Annotated in this window: 16 protein-coding genes; 15 read left to right on the plus strand and 1 reads right to left on the minus strand. The window is 37.0% G+C overall.

Annotated features, from left to right (window positions below; genetic code table 11):
- Positions 1 to 11 precede the first annotated feature (11 nt).
- From GVN22_RS12285 to GVN22_RS12345, 13 genes are all read left to right on the plus strand, one after another.
- Positions 12 to 8072, plus strand: coding sequence for a hypothetical protein (locus GVN22_RS12285; protein ID WP_166551320.1), 8061 nt, complete (start codon positions 12 to 14; stop codon positions 8070 to 8072).
- A gap of 76 nt (positions 8073 to 8148) precedes the next feature.
- Positions 8149 to 10332 carry a fibronectin type III domain-containing protein gene (locus GVN22_RS12290; RefSeq protein ID WP_166551321.1) on the plus strand — a complete coding sequence of 728 codons (2184 nt, stop codon included), beginning with the start codon at positions 8149 to 8151 and terminating at the stop codon, positions 10330 to 10332.
- Positions 10333 to 10455: 123 nt separating this feature from the next.
- On the plus strand, positions 10456 to 11514 hold the full coding sequence (locus tag GVN22_RS12295) for an OmpA family protein (protein ID WP_166551322.1): 1059 nt from the start codon (positions 10456 to 10458) through the stop codon (positions 11512 to 11514).
- A 41-nt stretch (positions 11515 to 11555) separates the two neighbouring features.
- Positions 11556 to 14597, plus strand: coding sequence for a two-component regulator propeller domain-containing protein (locus GVN22_RS12300; RefSeq protein WP_166551323.1), 3042 nt, complete (start codon positions 11556 to 11558; stop codon positions 14595 to 14597).
- Positions 14598 to 14835: 238 nt separating this feature from the next.
- Positions 14836 to 15558 carry a LytTR family DNA-binding domain-containing protein gene (locus GVN22_RS12305; RefSeq protein ID WP_166551324.1) on the plus strand — a complete coding sequence of 241 codons (723 nt, stop codon included), beginning with the start codon at positions 14836 to 14838 and terminating at the stop codon, positions 15556 to 15558.
- Positions 15559 to 15912: 354 nt separating this feature from the next.
- Positions 15913 to 16470, plus strand: coding sequence for an RNA polymerase sigma factor (locus tag GVN22_RS12310; RefSeq protein ID WP_205690874.1), 558 nt, complete (start codon positions 15913 to 15915; stop codon positions 16468 to 16470).
- Positions 16471 to 16473: 3 nt separating this feature from the next.
- Positions 16474 to 17874 (plus strand): hypothetical protein, encoded by a 1401-nt coding sequence (locus GVN22_RS12315; protein ID WP_166551325.1) that lies wholly within the window; start codon positions 16474 to 16476, stop codon positions 17872 to 17874.
- 121 nt (positions 17875 to 17995) lie between these two features.
- Positions 17996 to 18448, plus strand: coding sequence for a Rieske 2Fe-2S domain-containing protein (locus GVN22_RS12320; RefSeq protein ID WP_166551326.1), 453 nt, complete (start codon positions 17996 to 17998; stop codon positions 18446 to 18448).
- Between the two features lie 234 nt (positions 18449 to 18682).
- Positions 18683 to 19597: a DUF5777 family beta-barrel protein gene (locus tag GVN22_RS12325; protein WP_166551327.1), complete on the plus strand. Its 915-nt coding sequence runs from the start codon at positions 18683 to 18685 to the stop codon at positions 19595 to 19597.
- The gene (locus tag GVN22_RS12330; protein ID WP_205690875.1) at positions 19594 to 20142 is read left to right on the plus strand and encodes a YceI family protein; all 549 of its coding nucleotides are present in this window, start codon (positions 19594 to 19596) and stop codon (positions 20140 to 20142) included. Before GVN22_RS12325 ends, GVN22_RS12330 begins: the two co-directional genes overlap by 4 nt.
- Positions 20143 to 20183: 41 nt before the next feature.
- Positions 20184 to 20915: a c-type cytochrome domain-containing protein gene (locus GVN22_RS12335; RefSeq protein ID WP_166551328.1), complete on the plus strand. Its 732-nt coding sequence runs from the start codon at positions 20184 to 20186 to the stop codon at positions 20913 to 20915.
- Positions 20916 to 21232: 317 nt separating this feature from the next.
- Positions 21233 to 21697: a hypothetical protein gene (locus tag GVN22_RS12340; RefSeq protein ID WP_166551329.1), complete on the plus strand. Its 465-nt coding sequence runs from the start codon at positions 21233 to 21235 to the stop codon at positions 21695 to 21697.
- A gap of 79 nt (positions 21698 to 21776) precedes the next feature.
- Positions 21777 to 22700 (plus strand): LysR family transcriptional regulator, encoded by a 924-nt coding sequence (locus tag GVN22_RS12345; RefSeq protein WP_166551330.1) that lies wholly within the window; start codon positions 21777 to 21779, stop codon positions 22698 to 22700.
- 12 nt (positions 22701 to 22712) lie between these two features.
- On the opposite strand, the gene GVN22_RS12350 is transcribed toward GVN22_RS12345, so the two are convergent.
- Positions 22713 to 23483, minus strand: a complete 771-nt coding sequence (locus GVN22_RS12350) for a hypothetical protein (protein ID WP_166551331.1) — start codon at positions 23481 to 23483, stop codon at positions 22713 to 22715.
- 177 nt (positions 23484 to 23660) lie between these two features.
- Between GVN22_RS12350 and GVN22_RS12355 the strand changes: the two genes are divergently transcribed.
- Both GVN22_RS12355 and GVN22_RS12360 read left to right on the plus strand, forming a co-directional pair.
- A complete protein-coding gene (locus GVN22_RS12355; protein ID WP_166551332.1) occupies positions 23661 to 24041 on the plus strand; it encodes a Dabb family protein in 381 nt (126 codons plus the stop codon).
- A 431-nt stretch (positions 24042 to 24472) separates the two neighbouring features.
- Positions 24473 to 25078: a hypothetical protein gene (locus GVN22_RS12360; protein ID WP_166551333.1), complete on the plus strand. Its 606-nt coding sequence runs from the start codon at positions 24473 to 24475 to the stop codon at positions 25076 to 25078.
- The last annotated feature ends 75 nt before the right edge of the window (positions 25079 to 25153 follow it).

The following is a 25153-nucleotide window of genomic DNA, read 5'->3' on the forward strand; positions in this document are numbered from 1 at the left end:
TACTGAAAGACATGGCTAAACTAGGCCTTCATACATATCAAATATCGGTACGTTTCAAACAGCTAATCGTACTGACTTTGTTGCTTGTTGCGGGACAGTTACAAGGTGTAGCTCAACAATATTTCCCAGTGGTTGCCAGATTTACTCAGCTTCCACCTTATCCCGTATATCTCTCTGATTTTAGCAATCCTGCACAAACAAACCTGTCGATTCAGGTTCAGATGAATGACAAAAGCATTGCATCACGTGCTTTTCGTATTCGTGTGTACATTGAAGGGCAAGGCTTTCTAATTCAGAGTACCGATTTTGTCCAAGGCGAACCATCGATTACTTTGGTCGAAGGACAGGTATATAACATTCCTGCGCCTCAAGTTGCCAACTATTTTAAGCAATACAACCTTAAAATAACCCCTGAGCAATACCGAAAACCATTCAATGAAGGTGCATTTCGTTTTGGTGTCGAAATCATCGACTTCCAAACCAACCGTCCTATTTCGGGCATTCAGTGGAGTACACCTGTTTGGTTGGTAGTCAACGAACCGCCAGTTTGGGTAATGCCACAAAATCAGATTAGCGTAACGCCTACCAATCCTCAAAATATCAATTTTCAGTGGGCGCCACGCCACAACAACGTCAACGACGTAGAGTATGAATTTACCATTACCGATTTGATGTTGAATAACGGTTTTCAGGGAAATGTCCAAAACCTTTTCTTGTCTCAACCTGCTTATTATCAAACTCGTACACGAAACACTGTTTTGAATTATAATGCAACCATGCCACCATTGGTTGTTGGGCGCACGTATGCCTATCGTGTACAAGCAGTTGCTAAGCGTGGGAGCGAAGATGTAGGTGTTTTTAGAAATAATGGTTACAGCGAAATTCAATATTTTACCTATGGCGAAGCTGTAAAACTCAATCCTCCGACAAACTTACAAGTAGCTTGGACAGACGATTTTAAAGGATCTACCTTTAATTGGAAAGGAGATAATGCGCACAAAAATTTTACGGTAGAATTTCGTGAAAAAAATGCTAAAGACTGGAAAAATGTAGATGTTACCGCTTCTACAGGTGGCTTATACAATACATTTTTGATTAATAACCTTGCCCCTGAAAAAAGCTATGAAATGCGTGTGACAGGAATTGATGCTCAAGGGAATCGCGCAACGGCTGAACCTGTAAGCTTAACTAAATCGCCTGCGGCTATTAAGCAAGAAAAACTTGTTTTGAAAGGGAATATCGTTTGGGCTTTTCGGGCATCAGAACAAAATCTAAATGCTACAGGAAGTGTACTTGAAGCATCTGATAATTCTAGCCTTCCTTCAAGAAAAACCCAACAGGGGACTAACGAAACCTCAAGCCCTGCGAATGTCAAATATCCTCTTGAAAAAGCGATTGTGACTTTGTATAATTCACCTGTAGAATTAACGATTGAAAATTTAAAAACCGTAAAACCTGAACGCATTGCTACAGTACAAACCGATGCTCAAGGAAAATACTCATTTGATGCACTTGGTGTAAAATTATTGTCAGATGTTAAAAACCTCTACATAGTTGCCGAATATCAGGGTGAAAATTTTGCTCCTACTATTACTAAGCTTTCGGTAGGTGCTGAGGAAACGGGTACAAAAACGGCTTCTGAAATGGTATTGCTCGCTAATTCGATTCGTTTTAGTCCGAAAGTCTTAATCAACGGTATGAGCTTACCTTCAGGCGAAACCATCGCTAATAATTCTATAGAAGAAATAGCATTGTATCGCCTTAAATCGGTTGTTGAGAAAAACCCATATCTCCAACATGAAGGTAACCTTAAAGGCGAACGTGCTTCTTTAACCTATAATAAAGATACTTATGTAAAGGTAGGTGAGCTTCTAAGTACCACAACTTTAGCACAAATCTTTAACAATAAAGCCTTCAACGATAAGTTTGTTCTTCGTATTAAACAAAAAGATAGAAAAGCTGTCGTATTTCCTGTAAATGATATTACCGATTTTCAAGAAGGAAAATACCTAGCCGTTACAGATTATTTTGCCTATAAAGCGCCTGTCAACGTCATTAGTGGCTACGTAGAGCGCAAAACAGGGGATAAAGTTGAGCGTGTTGCCAATGCTTCAGTACAGTTCCACAATATATCGACTCGTACAGATGGTGAAGGTTTCTATGAAATGGAAATTCCTCAGGTTTTAGATTTTAGCATTAAAGTTTGGGGGTTTACAACTGGGCCAAATGCAGTTCCTGTTATCAAAGGCACAAAGATGCTGCTCAATGCTATTGACCCTCTCCTGACAATCAGCAAGGACTCTACCGTTCTGGTATATGAAAATAAAGATATTCAACACAACTTCATGCTTGATGGAAATGCTCATTACATAGAAGGACGTGTATTTGGACGTGACAAAAAAATCCTTAGTGGGGCTACTGTTTCCTATAAATCACAATCTACCAAAACAAACGAAAATGGCTATTTCAGTATAGGTTTTGCAGGTTCTGAAATGATAGATTCAGTAAAAGTCGAGTTTGACGGCTACGATGTGGCTTATGCTAATATTAGTAAGTTCAAGAAATCGAAAATTGAAGGGAAAAACTTAGATGATTTTAAAGGTAATCTATTAGCTAAAATAAAAGCCATCACAGATAAAACACAGCGTGAAAATTTTTATATAGATAATTTCTCAAAAGCCAAACTTATTGGAGTAAACTACTTTGAGGTAGACTCTATAAAGCTCGAAAATAAAACTACCTATCGAGTAGTTGCCTATACTAATAAAATAGGGGCTTTGGGCTTACGTTACCAAAGTGATTCTGCTGTGGCTGTTAGTGCTATTCTTAACATAGAGGATGGCGATCGTGATATTTCTGCTGCCAAGTTTATCAAAAAGGATGGTGATAAAGAAATCTGGTCAGGTGGATATCTTACGACTACTTCTAAAAGCGAGTTAACAATCAAAGTCACTAATAAGAAGGTAATGAACAACGATACCACAGTGGCTTTCAATGGCTTTGTTGAAGAAGAAATAAGTATTCCATTACCTAAAAGATATGTTAAAGGGGATACAGTTTTGGTAAAAGTACGCCTCAAACCTGCCATCTACTTTAATGGAGCTGTGTATGATAGTACATTTTACATTGCTGGTGTTCGTGAAAATGGTCGTAAAGCAGGAGACAAATACAAGGGTCTAGCAGAGGTAGAAGTATCAGTAAATGGAAGTAAAATCAAAACTGATGCCGAGGGTAAATTTAAATTGCGAGTTCCAAAAGGTGAAGACATCGAAATGGAATTTACCAAAACGGACTTCAATACCATAAAACATGCCTTTACGGCTGCAATTGTGAATCAGCACAGCGGCAACAATACAAGGGCATTTTATATGCTGGCTCAGGATAAAGAATTGCCAAAGTTCAAAACCCTAATGAACTTTAATATTAATATCGACAATATTGTCAAGCATTCTAACAACACCTACATGATTTCGGGAAGCTTGCTGCTTGACAAAGGAAAACTCGAAAAATCAAAAAATATCTTTAAGGCTGGCGATACTAAAACGCTTACTTTCAAAAACGTTGTCGTAAAAGAAGATACCAACAAAACCAACGCAATTATTACTCAAAATAAGATTGATTTTGTAGAAACAGAGGCCAAAATCAAACTTTTTGGGTACGCCCCAATCTTGCTGACAGGTAACCCCGTTGGTGAGCCTTACATTCGTTTGCAACAGACAGATGCAAAATCTACTAGCTTAAGTAGTAATGGTAAAATTGGAGCCTCAACGATGGAGCTTACCAGAACCGAAATGATGGATATTACTTTCGGAAAGATGGAACTAGAGTTGAAAAAAGATGAATCCAAAGATGCTAAGCTAGGTAAATTTGATGATAAACTCTCTGATAAAGATGCAGGAAAACGAGAAAAGGCTGCCACAGAAAAGAAAGATCTTGAAAAACAGATTCAAGGTAAAGTAGATGAAGCCAACAAGGCATTATATCAAGATGTTATTGCTGCTAAATCTTCCAGCCAAGAAGCACGTGACAACGCTGCAAAAGAGCTTAAAGGTCTTAGCCCAAAAGATGTAACTGCTGTTCCAGATAAAGAGCCATTATTGTTAGCGTTTGCTCCTATGGCACTAGAAGAACTATCTGAAACAAAAGAATACAAAATTATTTTCCCTGAAGCATCTAAAGTAAATCAAATCAAAAAATTAGGAGCTAAAAAGGATACTTCTACTTCAGGTGAAACAAAAAAACTTAAACATGATGACTTCTTAAAGTTTTCTCTAGGTTTGGGAGGTCTTGTTTCAGCAGGTATAGATCCGGAATCTGCTGTACTCAAAAAGTCAGGGGTAAGTATGAAAGGGGTACTTTTACTTCCTGAGATATGGCGATTTACGAAAAATAACCCGCTTACTATTGAAAAGTTGGAGATTAACGACGCCTTCGAAATGAAGTCGATCATGATAGGTAAGTCAGATCCTGACAAAAAAGAATTTGTCAAGTTTGGCGTAGCCGACACTTGGATGTGTTATATCAATACAGTACAAATATTTAGTGGTTTTAAAGGATTCAACTTAGGTGGAACATTTAATACGGATAAAGAAAACTTTGTCAATATCAATGCCTTAGGATTTACTATTATCAAAGATAAAATATTCCCTAATGTCGATATCAGTACTCCGAAGGATGGCTTTAGATTTAGTAAGCTCCGCTTTAAAACGGTTGGTAAAAAGAATATTACTATCAAAGGAAACCCTAAAGATGCCAGTTATGAGATAGAAGGGTCATTACGAATTGAGTGGGACGAATCTGATCTTAAAACATTTACTAGCGATTCTACAGATAGATTTGGAAAACGTCTTTCTCAAGATGAGATAGATAAAAATGTAGCCCTAAGAAAAGCCAATGAAGGCAATGCTGCTTTTGAAGCTGAGCAAAGTTCACTTAAAACCAACAAAGAAAATAAAAAGTTTGAGGATACCCAAAAGCAACTTACTCAGGCTGAAGAAGAACTAAAAGCACTTGCTAAACTCAAAGAAGAGCTCACTAGTGAATATGACAAACTATCTAAAGAGCAACAATCACTCAATGTAAAGCGTATTGCTCTCACCAGAAAATATACAGGAGCTAGTCGTGACTCTGAACAGGCTAAAGAGGAAGAGAAAGCACAGACTGAAGCAGAAACAAGTAATAAAAACAAAGAGAAGGATGTTGATGCTCGTTGGAAAAAATGGCAAGATGATAATACTGCCAAAGAAAACGAAATCACTAAACTCAAAGCAGCATTAGAACCACTTACGCAAGCACGTGAAAAAGCGGCTAAGGAAAAACAAGAAGCAGACGAAAAACAAAAAGCTGAAGCCGCTACTAAACAGAAGGAGGCGGATAAAAACAAAGCAATCGAAACTCAAAAACGTGAAGCGATTGATGCAGGTAAATCTTACGTTTCAACTGATACGACTGCCAACAAATCTGGAAGTGGTTTAGATTGGAAGAAACGCATTTTCCCTCTAGAAGTAACAGCTTTTACGTGGTCGACTTCTGGAAAATTCTTGGTGGCAGTTTCTCCTTCGCAAGATGCTTTGAGATTTGAATCATTTGCTATTAAGATTCGTCGAATCGTCTACACACGTGGTATGAAAACCACGCCTGCACAGATGACCGACATGCTCAAAATGAGTGAAGACGAGGTAAACAGAATGAATACCTCATCTAAGTTCAATGATGCCAATACCTATGTCAATGACGATGGCAAACGTGTTGGTGCACTTAGCAAAGACAACCAAGAGTCTAAAGCTAACGCTTCGGTCGATGGTCTTGCACTAAAAGCTATTGAAGATAAGGTAGTAGCTGCCAGTCCAGATACTCTACAATGGGCGATGGGTTTTGCAGGAGGTGTTGAGCTAGATTTCAAATCTATCAATGTAGACTCAGATGTATCTATGTACATCGGCGACTTTGGTAAAGGCTTTGAATTGAGAATGAATGAGTTTGCTCTTAGAATAGACGCAACATCATTTAGAGCTTATGCCAAAGTAAAGATTGCTACTAGTGGCAAAAAAGTAGGTTTTGAAGGAGAGGGTGAGTTTGAAGGTGCTGAGCTCAAAGCAGCTATGTCTCTGAAATTCTACAAGTTTGTAGATGGCTCGGGATATGAACTTGGAGCAGCTCTCAAAATGTCGACAGGCGCTACTGGAATAGTAACAGGTCCTATCACGTGGACAGCACTTGGAGGGGGCTTTGATTGGAATACCGCCGAAGGCAAATTTAGTGTGTTCCTTCTAGGAGACGCTCGTTCTTCTGGATTACCTGAAAAAGTAGTTTCTTATAAAAAGGTTCGTTTGTCACTCGATTTTGTAGGAGGACGATGTGGCTCCAAACCTATACTTCGAGGATATGCCGAACTATGGACAGGAACCAAAAGTGCTAAACCTGAGAAAATCTGTAATGTATCAGCCGAGGTCAATTTCTGCGATGCTGTAATTGTTTGTAAAATCGATTGCGAGGTAGAAATGTCTGAGAAAAAAGTAAAAGTAGATGCTTTAGCTTTTATCTCGCCAAGCGCAGGTTTCTTCCTCGGTGCCAATGTGCGCACAGAACTTTTTGGAATGACCCTCAATGGTCGAATGCTCTTTGGGATTGTATGTGATACCAAACATCCTGATGCTCCTAAAGAATTAGGCTTGTATCTGACGGATATTCCAAACTATTTGTACCAAAGTGATAACAAAACTATCTCGGCTCTCTATTTAGGTGTTGATTTAAGTTATGAAAAGCGTGAAAATGGTGGTGCAAGTGCCTTTGGTGTTGATCTAGTAAAATACAGTATCGAAATTTTGGTAAAAGGACGCCTAAAAGCTGGTATCAACTTTGCTAATGGCAACTTCATGATTAATAGTATGGCCAAGATAGAAGCTGAAGGTAAGGCCGATATTCTGGGCTTCAACCTAGGAGGTAAATTTGAAGGTATGTTTGAGTTAGGAGGTGGTTATACCAACGAAATGGGTTGGAATTTCCTAATGGCGGGTCGTGCTAAACTCGAAATTGGTGCAGGTAAATATCAAGATAAACCATGTAACGACTACAGTATTACAGGTATCAAATGGTGCGACAAATGTATTTCATGCTGTAGTGGACGCAAGTGGTACTGCCCAGTTACATTGAATGTGCCTTATCCATGTGGTGAAATAGATAGATTCTTGAAGTTATGTCTCGAAGGTCAGTTTGGGGTGAGTTATCGTGAAAAAGGACCTGACTCAGAAAGAGGCTGGAAGGCTTTTGCAGGCGGTTCGGCTCCTGGTTCAAATGGTGGTTCTGCTGATGGTAAATCATACTCTGCCAAGAGTAGTATTACTGCCGAAACATCCATTAAGCCAGGCGAATCTCGCTCTTCTTCAAATGGTATTTATAAGTTATCTGTTGAATCCGATGGTAATATCGTAATTACCAAAAATGGCGCAAAAATTTGGGAAGCCAGAACTGGTGGTAAAAACGTAAGTACCTTAAAAATGCAAAAAGATGGTAATTTGGTAGCATATACTGCTAGCGAGCAAGCTGTATGGGCAACTGGTTCTCATGGAAAAGGTAATAGCTCTTGCGTGCTTGTAATGCAAGACGATGGTAACTTGGTGATTTATAAAGATGGCGATAATCCTATTTGGTCATCTGGAACTCGAAATGTATATACAAAAGAAGAGCTCCAAAAGATTACAGTCAGAAATGGTGAAAGTCTTAAAACTAATGACAAGATTACCTCAACAAATAGTAAATACTATTTAACGCTACAATCAGACGGAAACGTAGTATTATATAAAGGTGAAAAAGCCTTATGGGCAACAATGACCAATGGTAAAGGTGCGAATAGTATCTACGTACAAAAAGATGGTAACTTTGTGGCCTATCGTAGCGATGATAGAGCTGTTTGGGCATCAGGTACTAATGGTAGAGGTGGACGCGAAACCTTCTTGATTATGCAAGATGATGGTAATCTTGTATTGTATAAACGTTTAGGAAGTAGTACGCCAGGCAATATCACCGTGTATTTTGGCGAAGATCCAATATGGTCGTCAGGAACTTTTGAATAATTAGTCTAAAACAAAGGGTTACAAATACAGCAGGAGTGAATCCAAAATAACTCCTGCTGGTTAATATACTTAAAACATGAAAAAGCTTTATTTTTTATTCATACTATTAGCTTCATCTGTTTCATGGGTTGCACAGGCTCAATCTCAGGATATTGCTACGGCTTTACCGTCGCCCAAAGGCGTGTACATACGCCTAAAAACTGACTATATTTCTGGTACATCATTAGGGAAATTGAAATATGTTATCAAACGAAAAAAGATTACAGAATCTGCTGCTAAAGTAATCGGCCAAATGCAACTGGCTCAGGATTACAATGATTTTATGCGTGTGGTCGGAAGGAAGTCACTAAGAGATTTTGAGAAAATGAAGAAGTTTTATGGCGCTTCTGAAACAATGGCGTTTTTGTATAGCAGTCCTTCGTATAAGTCATTAGCCGCATTTGGAGAACTTAAAATTGAGTTTTTACAAGCATTTGGCTTTGCGTTTTTAGACTCAACAGCACAAAAAAACGAATTATATAATTACGAAATTTTTGAGCTTTCGGCCAATAAAGAAGAAAAACTTGTAAGTACAGTAAGTGCGTTTTGTAATCCTAAAAACTTTGCTCTCAAGCAATATGTCCCACAGATTAATAAAATTATTGGGTCGGATTCATCTGTTATTTTTGAATGGAAAATTACTTCCCCTGCTTACGTTGACAGATCTGCTGATATGGTAAAACTTGGGGAGCAAATTGAGCAGGCTTTTCAGGTAAAATCTAATCAGAATGCGCAGCGTATAGATGAAAGTGCGTATGCCAATGTCAAAAAATTATACTTAGCCAACGAGTCAATTTTATCGATTTATCCTACCGATGACTTTACGACTCGCTATAATGTGTATTATCGCAAAAATGGTAGTGTACAATGGCAATTTTTAGAAAAAAATGTTGCCAATAGTGATCCCACTGGTACACATATTCTCACAGCGCGTGTATTAGGAAAACGTGATGACTTAGTCGAAACCATGGTTATTCCTGAAGACTTTGTGTATAATACTGGTGATACTTCCAAAGTAGCTCGTGGCGTAATTGCTCACAATGGAAGTGTTGAGTTAATTTATGGTGTGAAATCTTCTGATTCAACAAATGCTATTATTTTACAATGGAAAAAACTGGCTGATAAACCTTATTACTCAGGTATAGAAATTGCCAAATCGGCGGGTAATGAAGAGCCAAAAGTAATTCAAATTCTTCCAGTAACAGCTTCCAAGTTTGTAGATACCGATGTATTTCCAGCGGGACAAATGTTCAAATATTTTGTTCGCCCAATTTTCATTCCTTTCCAAGAGTTAAAACAAGAAATACCAGCTACCACAACTATGACTTGTGGAAAGTTTTCTAAACCAACACCACCTTTTAACCTTACCGTAAAAGCAGAGGGTCCCAACGCTAGATTGAAATGGGAAGTAGCCGACGAAAAAGCAGGACATAGCTATTATGTATATCGTGGAACAAGTCCTAAAAAAATGATTCCGATTCGTTCGGCAGTCAAGGAAAGAGAATATCTAGATACTACAAGTTATCTTACTGGACGTTCTACGTATTACTATGCTATTATGGCTGTGAATGTTACTCAAGATACAAGCGACTTTTCGCCGTATGTAATGTATTCACCTAGCAAAGTTGAGTCTGTACAAAGTCCAAGTAATATTGGATTTGAGGTTATCAATGCTAAAGCACGCTTGAGTTGGAACGACGTCAGGCTCAACGATGATTTTATCGCAGGATATGCCTTACAACGTAAAAAGAAGGGAGAAACATCTTTTAGGAATATCCATACAACTTCACTTAATGCTTCGAATTTTATTGATGAAACTTTCGAATTGGGCAATAGCTATTTGTACCGTGTAGCCTCAATTACCATCAAAGGAGATACTTCATATTTTTCACCAGAGGTAACAGTCCAAACACCAAAGCCTAAAAATATGGTTGATGGCATTTCGGGTATCGGCTTATCTAATTTGTCTGAAAGTATCAAGATTTCTTGGCCAAGCGTAGAAGTAGGCTCTGTAAAAAGCTATAAAATATATCGAAAGCTTCCCACAGAGGTAAACTTCAAGTTAATAGGTACAGTAAACAACGGGAATTTTGAGTACCAAGACAAAAATGTAAAACCCGATGTAATTTATGTTTACACTGTTACCAAAATCGATGATACCAATACCGAAAGTGCTGTACAGGAACGTAAATCGATTTATCGTGAAAAAGTTAGAAAATAAATAACAATGAAAATAGACAGCTGGGTTATTCCAAATAACCCAGCTGTCGCCAGTTTAGACGCCAAAGTAGTACATTTCAGAGTGGGCTGAATACGAAAGTGTAATTTTACTTTATGAAGAGCCATGATTTTAAGAATCCTTTTATTTGTTTATTTAATCTTGATGAATAGTTGGTCTTTTGCCACTTCTAAGCATTTAGAAATTAGGGTGATAGACGAATATTCTATGCCTGTAGATAATGCTATTTTTTCTATTTTAGAAAGGTCCAAAAACCATAAAGTAATTCACGAAGAAAAAACAACAGACGGCACTTTCCATCTTACTATTGAGTATGATAAAGAGTATTATTTTATGATTCAGAGCCAAGCATTTTTTGTCTCACACTTATTTTTATCTTTTCATGAAATCAAAAACCAATCTTTAGAAGGCGACGTTCTCAATACGCAAAATACCAACGTGAGAATCGTTTCCAAGAATACTATAGCTATTGTGCTTAAACGAATCCCATATTTTCAGTTTTTGGCAAAAGACCAAAATACAGGAGAGTATATAGACGCGGAGTATTCAATACGTCTTAATAAAACAGGAGCTGTTGCCATAAGAAAAGCTCGAAAAGGCGAACCCATAGAGTACCTCCCCGAAATGTTTTGTACCTTTGAGGTATCGGTTCGAAAAGATAACTATGTGGCATACACTAAAGAGTTTTTATATGATAAATCATTCAAAGGACTCAATCAGATTTTTGAATTGAAAGTTGATAGCCTACCTATTCGGGCTGACTCTATCAAAGCTATTTTAGTAAAGAATACAACAAAACCTATTATCCCCAAAGTAATAGCACCTACACCCAACCTTATCATTCCATTCGAACAAGGAAGTTTTTATCTAACCGCCGAAACACAAGAGCAATTAAATGGCTTGATAAGTCAACTACAGAACAATCAAAACACTACCCTTCGAATTGTCGGCAGTCATGATGGCGTTGGTAGTGCAAAACTAAATAGCTATTTGGCCTATTTGAGAGCTGTGGTTATCCAAATTTATCTTGATAACCATCAACTTCGAGGCGTTAAGACTGTGATTGAGACTATCACAAATCCTGAAACTGATACTCCTTTGGCAGCCCGAAGAGTTGCCAAGATTTATATAGAGCACCCTCAAGATTTTATATCTAGAAAATGAGCATTTTTTGAAACAAAATATGCGATTACCACATAAGAATCATGTACAACAAACTCGTTAGATTGATGAAATACCGCTTTGTAACTATACTTATTTGTGTACTAATAGCCCACATCCAATCTAGAGGACAGTATTATTTATCTTCTAAGCAATATGGATTTTCGAGCGGCTTGGGGCACCGCCATGTCAATGCTTCTTTTATAGATTCAAAGGGTAAAAAAATTATCCTTACGGCCAACTCTATGGCTTTTTTTGAGGGGAATAGCTTCAAATCCATTTCTTACCCTGAAGCTTTTTCGTCCAAAGGCTTTAATACCATTTGTGAAGACAACATGGGGAATTATTGGGTTTCGGAGGCTTTTGAGTGGTTTTATTCATTCAATATCCGCCAAACGTACGTCTATAATCACGAGCAATTTATTCCTTCAAAAAACAAACTCCCTAGCTCAATTCAAATCGAGTCGATTATTTCTGATGAAAATAGATTGCTCCTGATTGGCACAAAAACAGGGGAAATTTATTCATATTCTGCCAATAATAACAAACTTACTTTGCGAAAAAAAATAGGTAAATTACCTGTTAAGTTGCTTTATGCTAAACAAAACAAAATTGTTTTTTGTGAAGCAAAAGGAACGCTTGAAGACGATAATATCCAACTCATTAATTATGTTGGAAAGGTTTTATTTCAGGAAAAACTTCTCAATAAGTTTGGTGTATCAGTATTGTCCGTAGCAGATGAACTTTATGCTGTATTTGATGGTCGTACCCAAACAGAAGTAGTCAAACTAGGTACAAATATTACTTTTTCTTTACCCAAAAATCACTCTTACACCTATTTGACAGGCTTGGTATATGAGCCCAAATTCAAATCATTGATTTTTTATAGCAATGATAAAATTTCTTTCTTGAGTCCCAACCTAGAAACGCTCTATACACACGATTTTCCTTTTTCGATTCATCATATTATAGCCGACGGTCATGGTAACTTGTTTATGAGTACCGACAACGGTTTGGTGATTGTACGTATTCAAAAAGGGGTAATTAATACCTTGTTATATAATCCAAATCCTGAAGACAATCAGAATAATTACTCTTGTCGTCAAATTTATAAATTGGATAAGAATACCCTCATAGTCAATACTAACCAATGTCGACAGGTGGTTAATCTCCAAACAGGGAAATCTGAGAAATTGCCAACCTTAAATACCAATCTCCAAAACGATTTTATCCTTTCAATTCTTCATGACAAGCAAGGAAACCTTTGGTTTGGCGAACAACAGCTCGTTACCACAGATTTAGTCTCAAAAGTTAATCATGCATATTTTGCCAATTATGAAACCCGAATTTGGTCAATGATCGAGCATAAGCAAGGGCTATTGTTAGGTTTTGAGAAAAAAGGGATAGGATATTTCGATAAATCTAAAGGTAGTATTGAATATTTTGATGGCAAACAACCACAAGAGCTTGCCTCAGCCACTGTTTATGATTTTCTAAAACTTAAAGATAAAGTGTTTATTGCTTCTTCTTCAGGTCTTTATGTGCTTGATAATGATGGTACAATAAAGAATATTCCTTATTCTTTCGGACAAAAAAAAGCTACTTATGACATTAATCTTTTTGATAAAAAACGAGCTAATACCCTAATCTTATCTACCGAAGAAGGTATTTTATTATTGGATATTGCAACCTCAAAAATTAGACAGTTTATCCAAGATAAGCACTTTGCCAAAGTGAAGTTTTTATCTTGTTATGAAACCCAAAATGGTTATTGGGCAAGTAGCGAGCAAGGAATTTGGCATTTTGATAAAGTGGGAAACCTCCTAAAAATTTATACAGAATTAGACGGCTTAACCAATAACGAATGTAATACCTTGGCGCACTTTCAAGATGAGGAAGGTACTCTATACTTTGGCGGACTAAATGGTATAAATGTCATCAAACCAGAAGCTTTTGCCAATCAGCCCAAAGAAGGAGTTATGTTGATTCGGAATATTCGGATATTTGACAATCAAGAATTAGTAAGTACAATGCCAGCGCTCAATGGGAATATTATCACCTTAAAAACGAGTGAAAACTCGATAGAGCTTGAAGCCGAATTTGATGATTATATGTATGATTGCGAAAAGCAATTTTACTATACGGTAGGTCAAGAAGAAAAAAACTGGGCACCTTTTGTCGCTAAAAACTTTCGAATGGATAACCTACCTTACGGCGAATCGCTGATTCACCTGAAGGTTGTGGCTTGTAATAATTTTGCGAATAGTAATATCCTTACTGTCAAAGTTTTTAGAGCTTATCCTTTGTATTATCGCTGGTATTTTTGGGTAATGGTGGCTGTTGTGATGGGCTTGCTCATCTGGGCTGGTTTTCAATTATATGCATATAACTATCGTATGCGCAACCTCAAACTCAAAGCCTTGGTAGACAGACAAACGGTGAGTTTGCATGAAAACTTAAAGTTTAGAGACGAGCTTCTCAAGCTATTAGTACACGATGTTCGTCACCCAATTATTAGCTTTAATAACCTGACAGACAAGCTAAACCTGCTGATTCAGAAACAAGAATACGAGCGACTTTCGTTGTTAGGAACCGAATCAAAGTCTCGTAGTGAGAATTTATTATGGCTCATCGACAACCTAATATTATGGATTCAATCTACCAATAAAAACGAAACGGTTGTGTACCAAAATCATGATTTGATAGGGCTGATTCACAAAATCATTCGCTCTTATCAGAATGATATTTCGGTTAGAAACCTTACATTTGTAGTCGAACCCGAAGCGTTTATTGCTAAAATAGATGAAAAATTATTTGTGATTACAATGCGCAACATCATATTCAACGCCATAGAATATGCCAAGCGAGACACAACTGTTCAAATCAAAATTAGCCGAAACGCCCAGCTCGTAGAAGTTACCTGCTACAATCTTGTAGAGCCAGACACACAACCACGAGCCGAGTCACGAGGATTGAAAATAGGATTGAGTGTGTTAAAAACCATTCTAGAAAAACAATCTATCGAACTTTTCAATGATAAAGTAGATGATATTTATCTTACGAGATTAATTATTCCTGAAAAATAAATCTAAAAAGAGTGTATCAACCAAAATTGGTACACTTTTTTATTGTTATAAAAAACCAAGATTTATAAATACTCGTAAGTATATACGAGCAATACCAAGAGTTACAAAAAGTTATTCGTTGCAGATTTTGAGCAACGTATTCCAGCCATAAAATAACTTAGTATTTGTTGCCAGCTTTTAACACCCATTATTTAAAACACTTTGTGATTATTTGCATTAAGAATCCACTAGTCTATTTATGAATCCTATTTCTTGCTTAATCCTAGAAGATACCATCAGTGATCAACTAGACATAGAGCTTATACTACAGCACTATCCTATGATAGATGCTACTTATGTAAACACCCCAAAATCCTTTTTAACAGCCATCAAAGAAAATGATTATCAACTTTATTTTATGGATATTCACGTTTCGTCTGATATTACTGGCGTAGACTTGTTAGCATCTGTACGTAACTCTGGTGCTTGGGTGATACTCAATAGTTCGTATTTAACGGATGAATATTATGAAGAATATAAAAAAATAGATTGTCGAAAATACTGTATCTCTAAGCCCCTTAATCCGTTTTCTGTTAGAACAATCCTTGATGAATTAGTAAGTCAAACTACCAAAAATAATTCATTGGGTAATAGTACAGAATTTATTATGGTGAAGCAAGGGGATTATTTGCACAAAATCAATATTGATTCGATTTTATATTTCGAATCGAGCGGTCACTTAGTTTATATCAAAACCAAAGAGGCTAAATATGCCACTTACGGTTCGCTCAAACATTATGAGTCGTTGATTCAAGGAAAAACTTTTGAAAAAATCAATCGAAACGTTATTATCAATCTGCTATTTGTGCAGAAGATTAATATCAAAGAAGATTTTATCGAAATTGACAACTCGTGTTTTTCCCTAAGTAGAATCCAGAAAAAAGAATTCATAGAAAAATTTGATAGACTTATACTTAAATAAATACTGAATGATGAGTTGTGAGTTAGGAATATAGGAAGGGTTTATAGCTATTTTAGATTTGGGATTTCTGATTTCGGAATTATAAAAATATACTTTTATTTTTTACAAAATATAGAAGCTTACACTGCCGAAATCCAACATCCGATATCCGAAATAAACAGTTTTTATTATCTTTCGCACAATCCTAATTCACAACTTAGCACTAATACTTACTTTACCTCCTTTTCTAAATCATTTCATTTTTTGAAATGATTTTTTTCTTGCACCCAACCATTCTTTCTTTACTTTCATCTTGTTAGTGTTCTGATACTCCTGTAAGTGTATGGTCCTATAGTAACGAAAAATAGCCACATATTGAAGACACAAGAAGAAATCATAAAACGATGCTTAAAGGGAGATGAAACAGCCTTTAGCACACTATATCATCAATTTTCCTCCAAAATGATGGTGGTGTGCACGCGCTATTCGTCCGACTATGAATCTGCACAAGACTTACTTCAAGAGGGATTTATTCGGGTGTTTCAACATTTACATCAATTCAAAAATGAAGGCTCTTTGGAAGGTTGGATTCGGCGAATTATTGTAAATCTGGCGTTGGAAACCTATCGAAAAAATGTAAACCTGCGCAATCAAACAGAACTTCCGAGCGAATACGAATCAGAACATCCTTTATCTGCTGAAGATATTCTGAGCCAGCTCAATGCCAATGAATTACTGTCGCTAGTACAGCAACTTCCTCCTACTTACCGACTGGTATTTAACCTTTATGAGTTTGAAGGAGCCAAGCACCACGAAATAGCTCAACAATTGGGCATATCAGAAGGCACTTCCAAATCCAATTTACACGATGCCAAAAAACTTTTACAAAAATGGGTTTCTAAATTGATGTACGATACCAATAATCATAAATAAGCCATGAGCGAGCAAAAATCAAATGATATAGGAAAGGTTTTTCGGTCGGCAATAGATGGCCTATCGATGACACCTCCCAAGGCCGTCTGGGAAAATCTGCGGATGATGGCGCTACAAACACAAATACTTCGTTATCAAACGATTAATCGTTGGCTAACAGTATATGCGAGTATTGTCACCTTATTACTTGGAGGCTCTATTATTGAGCATTTTTCCCATAATGAGGTGGAATATCTTATTCCGTCTAAAAACAAATTGGTTTATCAAACTCGACTGGTTCATGATACTATTACACTGACTAAAGTTGTGTACAAAACACTCGTAAAGTCTAAGGAAGATATTCCCATTGCCGAAATTGAAACAAATGAAGATACTCAAATAAGTCATTTATTACCCAAGTCCACTAATAGCCTTAACCCATTAGCTTATGATTCAACTTCTATCATTAAAACAAATAATCCAGTTGCCGATTCTGCTTTTGCTCAACCTTATAATGTCGAACATTCTGATGTAGTACATCAGGAGTCTATTACCAATACAATTCGTTCAAAACCATATAATCCGTTTATTCATCATATACCATTGACTTCGATTCCTTATTGGAAATACAAATCAAGAAATACACCTGCTGAAAAGCCTCCGAAATTGAAGATTCCACTCAAAAATAGACTCTCTATTTCGGCATTTTATGCACCAGAATTGGGTGATTTAACTGTATATCGCTCAACTCCTGATGCCTTCAATTATGGAAATGAAATTATCGAAAAATCTAATACTTGGGGTTTTAGAACAAGTATTGATCTTTCGCCTAGAATTTCAGTTACTACTGGTATTCAGTTGAGTACCACTCAGTTTGCGGGTGCGGTTCGTAAATCGTCTATTCAACCTGAAATGGTTAATGGGCAATTGCAATATTTATACAAAACTGTATTTGGAGTTGCTAATATTCCTACCGATGAAATGACTACAACGCCTGCTATCAATAACCCTATTTCGGTAGAAATGGAGGACAATCATACTGTGAGTTTTATCAATATACCTTTGTCATTACGATATAATGCCTTTTCTCTAAAACTAACCAAAGGAACTCGTAATCAGCGATATATCAGTTTTTATGGCGCTGGAGGAATCAACTATCATATTCCTAGTAGTCAGCACATGAACGTAGAAGTGTATGAATCAGATGGGCATGATTACTATACCACTTTACGTAGTTTTAGTAATACTAGCTCTTACTGGAGCTACCAGTTTGGTATTGGAGCGGAGCTAGAGCTAGGACGTAACTCTAGCGTGTGGGTGGAGCCTTATTACCAACGAACTATTAATAGCTTTGTAAAGGACTTACCTCTACAATCGTATCTTCAGAGCACAGGTTTGAGAATAGGTCTTAAATGGCATTTCTAAAGTATAGGCTTGATGATTTTTTCAAAAAAATCATCAAGCTACCCAACCATTTTTCAGCAAATACGTCTTGTATATAGAAAGGCATTTTAAATTTTATAACAAAACAAAACCATAAGAAACAATGACGACTAATCACGCTGAAAAAATCAACAGAAATGAATTTTTGAAAAACCTTGGCTTGAAAGGCGCTGCCTTATTGGCGGTGTATTGTACTGGTTCTGCGCTAAGCTCATGTCAAAATGAAAGTAACATTGCCCCAAATCCAACAGGAGAATTACTTAAAATTGACTTGACCACAACTGCCGCTGCGGCACTAAAAAATGTGGGAGGATATATCCGCCAAAACAACGTAGTACTTGCCAAAGTTAGTGCCACCGAATATGTAGCCGTAACACAAACTTGCAGCCACGAAGGTAGACAAGAAATTGTGTATATGAATAGTCAGTTTTATTGCACTGCCCATGGCGCAGCTTTTAGCAAAACAGGTGCTGGACTCAATAGCAATGGGCGTGCTGGAATTAAAGTTTTTCAAGTGAGCATTGCTGGAAATATTCTTACGGTGACCAACAACTAGGAATAGTGTTGAATTGTGAGTGGTGAATTGTGAATGTAGAATCGTCCTTGCCTAAAATAAGATTGCATTATTGAGCTTTCGGCAATCAGCTATGGGCACTCGATAAAAAGTTTCTATGGTTTCCTAAGAAACATATTTAAACTTTTAGCTTACGGCTTAAAGCCTGTTACATACTATTTACCGATTAATATTTAGTACAGTAAAAATCTTTTTTACCTACGTAAAATCAAATATATGAAACGTTGCTTTTTAATTTTAGGGCTTTGGCTCTGTGGCACCGCTATGTCTTTTGGGCAAGATGACTTATTAGCTGAACTGTCAAAAGCGCAAAAAGATATACCCATTTATACTACTGCCACTTTCAAATCTACACGTTTGGTAAGTGGGCATTCTATCGAGACTATTGCCGCTAAGCATTTGGATTTCAGGATTTCACATAGGTTTGGCGCTATCAATTCAGGTTTTAATGAGCTATTTGGACTCGACCAATCTACCATCAGGTTAGGCTTGGAGTATGGCGTTACCGACCGATTGACTGTTGGCTTGGGACGCTCTAGTTACGAAAAAGTATATGATTACTATGCGAAATATAAACTACTCCGTCAATCCTCTGGAAGTCAGAATACCCCTGTCACTGTTACAGGGCTGATTGCAGCTTATACGACCACACAGGCAACGATGCCTACTAGGCAATATTTCAATAATCTCGAACGCCAAAGTTATTGTGCGCAACTATTGGTAGCTCGTAAGTTTGGCGAAAAACTTTCTTTGCAGGTGTCTCCAACGGTACTTCATCGCAACAAATCCGAAACGCCTACCGATGCCAATACTCTTTATAGTGTAGGTATGGGAGGGCGCTTCAAGTTGAGCCGACGCACCTCTCTGAATGCTGAATATTACTATACGTTACCAGCATTTAGTAAAGCTAACCTTGGACGAGATGCACAATTTACCAATGCGCTCTCCATCGGATTTGACATAGAAACTGGTGGTCACGTTTTTCAATTGCATTTGTCCAACTCCAAAGGTATGACTGAAAGAGCCTTGATAGGACAAACGACTGGTCAGTGGAGCATGGGAGATATATTTTATGGCTTCAATATTTCGAGAGTATTTAGTTTTGATAAACAAAAAAATCAACACCAATGAGAACCATCATTCTTATGAGTTTATGCCTAATTGGCTTGTTAGGCAAAGCACAAGCGCAGGTATTTATGACCACCACAGGGTCGACACAGATTTTTTCTGAAACACCTATGGAAAATATTAGTGCCGATAATAAGGTCGTTTCGGCAGCATTAAATACCGCTACCAAAGATGTGGCTGTTCGCATTCAGGTCATTGGGTTCAAATTCCCTAATAAACTTATGGAGGAACATTTTAATGAAAATTATATGGAAACAGAGAAATTTCCCACAAGTAGTTTCAAAGGAAAAATCGTGGATGCTATTGATTTTCAGAAAAGTGGAACTTATGAAGTCAACATCAAAGGTATATTGGAAATGCACGGAGTAAAACAAGAAAAAACGATAAAAGCAAAGCTTCAAATTGGGGCTGACAAAATTGTTGTAGATGTTCCTTTTGATGTCAAATTAGCAGATTTTAACATAGATGTACCAAAATTAGTTTTTGAAAAAATCGCTGAGGTTATTTCTGTTAAAAACCGTTTTATTCTTTTACCCAAAACTCAATAGTTATGAAAATGTTGAAATGCAGTATAATTTTAGGCATAACTATGGGAGGATTTATTGCCTGTCAAAATATCAAAGGTGACCCTTCGCCAACAGACTCAGTCAACAATACGGGTACGATAACGGTAGATACTGCTGGCACCTCAAACAATCCCTCCAATACAGGTACTTCCACCTTACAATGCGGTACTACGGGAAGCAATGCCTCCAAAGGCGATTCGGTTTGCTTTACCACACTGATATTACCTTTTTTTGTAAGTAATTGTGCAACAAGTGGTTGTCACGATACCAAGACGCATGCCGATGGTTATGATTTAACTTCATATACAAAAATCATGAAAGGTATAACGGCAGGTAGTCCTAGCAAAAGTAAGTTATACACGGTAATGCTTCGCACTGATAATGAGCGTATGCCACCGCCACCCGCACAGCCTTTATCAAAAACACAAACAGATTTGATTGCCAAATGGATTACCCAAGGTGCAAGGGAGGTGAATTGTGCGGTGGTAGTTGATACACAAAATGTCACTTTTTCCAAAACTATTATGCCACTCCTGACCACCAACTGTGTAGGTTGTCACAAAACAGGGAGTTTGTCGGGGGGCGTGAGTTTAGAAAATTATATACAAGTAAAAAGCTATGTAGATAGCAAACGCCTTTGGGGCTCATTGAATTTCTTGACGGGTTATTCGCCTATGCCACCTATTGGGAAGCTAACAGATTGCCAATTGACTGTCGTAAAAAAATGGATAGATGCAGGTGCGAAGAATGATTAGAAAACGAAATTATGCTCAATAATATATCTAACCAAAGCAAGGAAGCGTTTTAACACTTAGAGTCAATTGATGAGGTGGCATAGTATTTGAGGTTTTATTCAAATAGTACCCCCTAAGTGTTAATCCTTGCATTGGTTATGAGTATGAAAAATAGGTTTAAATATATAATACTGACGTTATTACTTCTTTTGGGAGTCTCTTCCCTAAAAGCGCAAACTACTCCTCAAATTTTTTATAAAATAGAATATAAAAGCGATGGTTGGTTTTACGCTTCTATGAAATCTAGCGCTAATTTGAATAATAGTAGCACGACCACTATGAATAAAATTACAGAAATGCAATTTACGATTGTGGCGCCGATTGGTACTTTTGCCAAAATCAAAAATCTAACGGGTACTTTGCCATTGCAAGACGGTGTTGGTTCTTCGGTGTGGGGTAAACAGTCCAAAACTAATGCAACGAATGAATATATTTATTTCTATGCTTTAGGTATTCCTACCATTCAAAACATCACAGCCAATGTAGATGTTCCTATGTTCAAATTCCAGTTAACTAGTTGTACTGGCTCATTACGTTTGTACCGTAACGTTGCAGACGCATCAGGTTCAGCAGACGTACAGGTGCTCAACTCCGCTAATTCCATGTTTATGCCTTCGATTGGTTTAGCCATGGTAAATGCCTACAAAGGCAACTACGGAACAGAGGCTAATTGTAATCCTATTGTTTGTAATCCTGTGATTTGCCAGCCATTAACAGTCGTTAAGAGGGTTTCCACAAAATAACTTCTTCACAGAGAACCATTTCTTTTTGTAGTTAAAGGGACTTTTTACTGTATTTTTGTCAAAAATATCCGAATCCCTCATGCACTATACGCTACATCAGCTCCAAGTTTTTTTGACAATTACTCAAACGCAAAGCATTACAAAGGCCGCTGAAGAGCTGCATTTGAGTCAGCCAGCAGTATCTATTCAATTGCGTAATTTTCAGGAACAGTTTGCCATTCCTCTCACCGAGGTAGTTGGGCGCAGACTTTTTGTGACTGATTTTGGAAAAGAAATTGCCATTGCTGCTGAACGTATTCTCAACGAAGTTCATACCATTAATCACAAAACATTAGCGTATAAAGGGCAACTTGCGGGCAAGTTGAAAATATCTGTTGTATCTACAGGAAAATATATTATTCCCTATTTTCTAAATGATTTTTTGAAAATAAATCAAGGGGTAGAACTCAAACTTGATGTGACCAACAAAATGAAAGTGGTTGAAAGTTTGGAACAAAACGAAGTAGATTTCTCCTTGGTTTCGGTACTGCCAGGACATCTTCAGATAGAGAAAATCGATTTGATGTCCAACAAACTCTACTTGATTGGTAACACAGAAGAGCAATTTAATGATTCTTTCTATGAGACTTCACTACTAGATTCCCTTCCTTTGATTTACCGTGAGTATGGCTCAGGCACACGTCATGTCATGGAAGCGTATGTACAGGAAAACAAATTGCCGATTCACAAAAAAATGGAACTCACTTCTAACGAAGCAGTTAAACAAGCTGTTTTGGCTGGATTAGGCTATTCAATTATGCCTTTGATTGGTATTAAAAACGAATTATCTCATGGTGATTTACAAATTATTCCTGTAAAAGGTTTTCCGATTCAAAGTACTTGGCATATTATCTGGTTAAAGGGCAAAAACTTTTCTCCCGTAGCAAAAGCTTTTCTTCATTTTATCATACAAGAGAGAGTTAGGATTATAGATGAAAAATTTGGTTGGTGCAATCAGTATTAAGGCATTACACAATTATTTACCTCTGTCAAACCAAATCATAATTTCATTACTTCCTACAGGATAAGACAATTGCATCAGCGGTGCCGACGACGTATAACGAATAAAGACGTCGCCTCTTATTGAGCTATTGGGCGCAATGACATTTTTAAGGAAAGTTTGATGTTGCCATACATCCTTTTGGGAGGAATATTGATCCATTCTCGAATAATACACGCTTCTGTCTATAGCGCCTTTGGTCAGTCCAAGTCTTAACATACTTTCTCCCAAAGCCATCGTATTTCTGGCTGAGATAGTTTCTCGATAACCCGACGATTTTGTTGCCCCTGCTACGAGTGTAACAGCACCTGCAATGGCTAAAATGGTATTTATGGTTTTGGCAGTCTTAATCCTTTTTTCCTCTTTCACCATTCTGTTATCTAGCTTAATGATTTCCTCAGTAGGGTCAATCGCCAAGTAGCCAACCTGCTCTTGTTCTCGATAAAAATAGGGCGTTTGATCCTCGTTGAAGGGCGTCAACCGAAAATCCTTTGGACTAACCAGCAAGTCATGATTGGTGCGATTAAACACCTCAATATCAAATACAGCATAGTCTTGGTACAAGCCAACAAATGACGCAACAACATCAACACTATCTTTTGATTCTTTTACAATAGTACGTCCATCGATGACAGTGCTATTGGTAGCACCGAAGGGTTCAAGATTAAAAACTTTAGTAGGCGCACATCCTGTCATCATTCCTACTGTGATTACAACAATACTATATAAATAGGTTAACTTTTTCATGAGATTTTAAAGGTTATTTTATTGAAGACCACCAAGAAGCATTTTCCCCCTAACTGATTCATCATTAAGCTAAAATAAATTTTTCTTGGGTGGAAATAAACCAAGTAGGATAATTTATTAAATACTCTGGTTACCTTAGTCAAATTTTCAATTTAGTTAACTAATAATTTGTATTCTATGCTCTTCAAAATCATCACCCTCGCAACCTGCTTGACTTGGAACAAAGGTCCAGAACCTACGCCAAAAGCGATTCCTATCAAAGGACTACTACGACATGTAGTAGTGGTAACATTCAAAACTAATACTTCGATGGACCTGATACGAAAAGTTGATATTTCGTTCAAAAACCTGTCCAAATTATCTATGGTAAAGAGCTATGAATGGGGAATTGTAAAGGATGATAAAAACACCCAAAAGGTAAAGCATATTTATGTTACTACCTTCAAAAGTCAAAAAGAAGAAGATGCCTATGGCAAATCGCCAGAGCACCAGAAACACATTAAATTAGGTGCAGAGAATATTGAGTCTGTAGAGGCCATAGACTATTTCTTACCTTAATTGAGTGAATTGAGATTTAGTAATTTCCTGAATTTCAATTATCTAGGCGTAATGCTTTGCGTTTAAAGAGGTATGTATCAAGCTGAAATATAGTATCAAAAAAGGCGTTCGAAAAACTAATTTCGACCGCCTTTGTTGATGAAAATTCGGGATGATTCATGTTTAGTTATGGTTGAGTTGAATTTTGCTTGATGATTAGAACTTTAAGTTATCGTGCAAAATAAGATTGTTGCCTAGTTCGAGACTTAGTCTCGGACTATCTGTTGCTTCAGTTTATAAACTGTATAAAAAATAAGTCCAAGACTAAGTCTTGAACTAGGAATTTACTATCTTTTTAAAGCGCCGTAGGTGCGACAGAATCCAACATATTTTGTTTTCTGTCGCACCTACGGCGCTCTTAAAGTGTTTATATCTATGTTAGCTGATATTTTATGACAGAGCCGTGGACAATAGAAGAAACAAATGAATACGACAAGTTATTTAGGACTTGTCTGACTTTCGTTGGACAAAAAATCGAACAAATTTTCTTTTATTTGGACGAAGATGACATTGATTTTACTGAACAACCAAACGAATACGGTAAAAGCCTTTTAAATGCAATCGAAATTAAAATTTCTGGACAGACATATTGTTTAGGCAACTTTTTCTTTGGTAAAAATTATAACGGACTGAATATTTTAGTGGGGAAAACGACTGATTTTGAAAACGTTGAAGACAAAAAACCTGTTGTTTATCCTTCTGAAATTGTTGGACGACAAATTACAAATACGGTAATTTATTGGACAAAATCGAATTGGGGAAAATATTTTGTACCACAAGAAATCGAATTTAGAACTGAAAGCAGTTTTTTAATTTGTTCAGCTATTGAAGTAAATAATGGAGAGGTGAACTGCCCTTTAACAGATGAAATTCTTATAGTTGAAAATGAGTTGGGCTTGAAAAAATTTCGACTTGGTGAATATGGAATTGGTAAAAATGAAAGATATGTATTTGACAGTTTAGGCGAACTCTTGGAAAATGAAAAAAACATCAGCTAATAGCTAAGGTTTCGTGGTGGCTGAAAGCCAAACCATGAAACCAATGTTGAACTTAAGCTCTGGTAGCGGTCGGCT

Source organism: Cellulophaga sp. BC115SP (genome assembly GCF_009905545.1).
GTDB lineage: Bacteria > Bacteroidota > Bacteroidia > Cytophagales > Spirosomataceae > Flectobacillus > Flectobacillus rivi.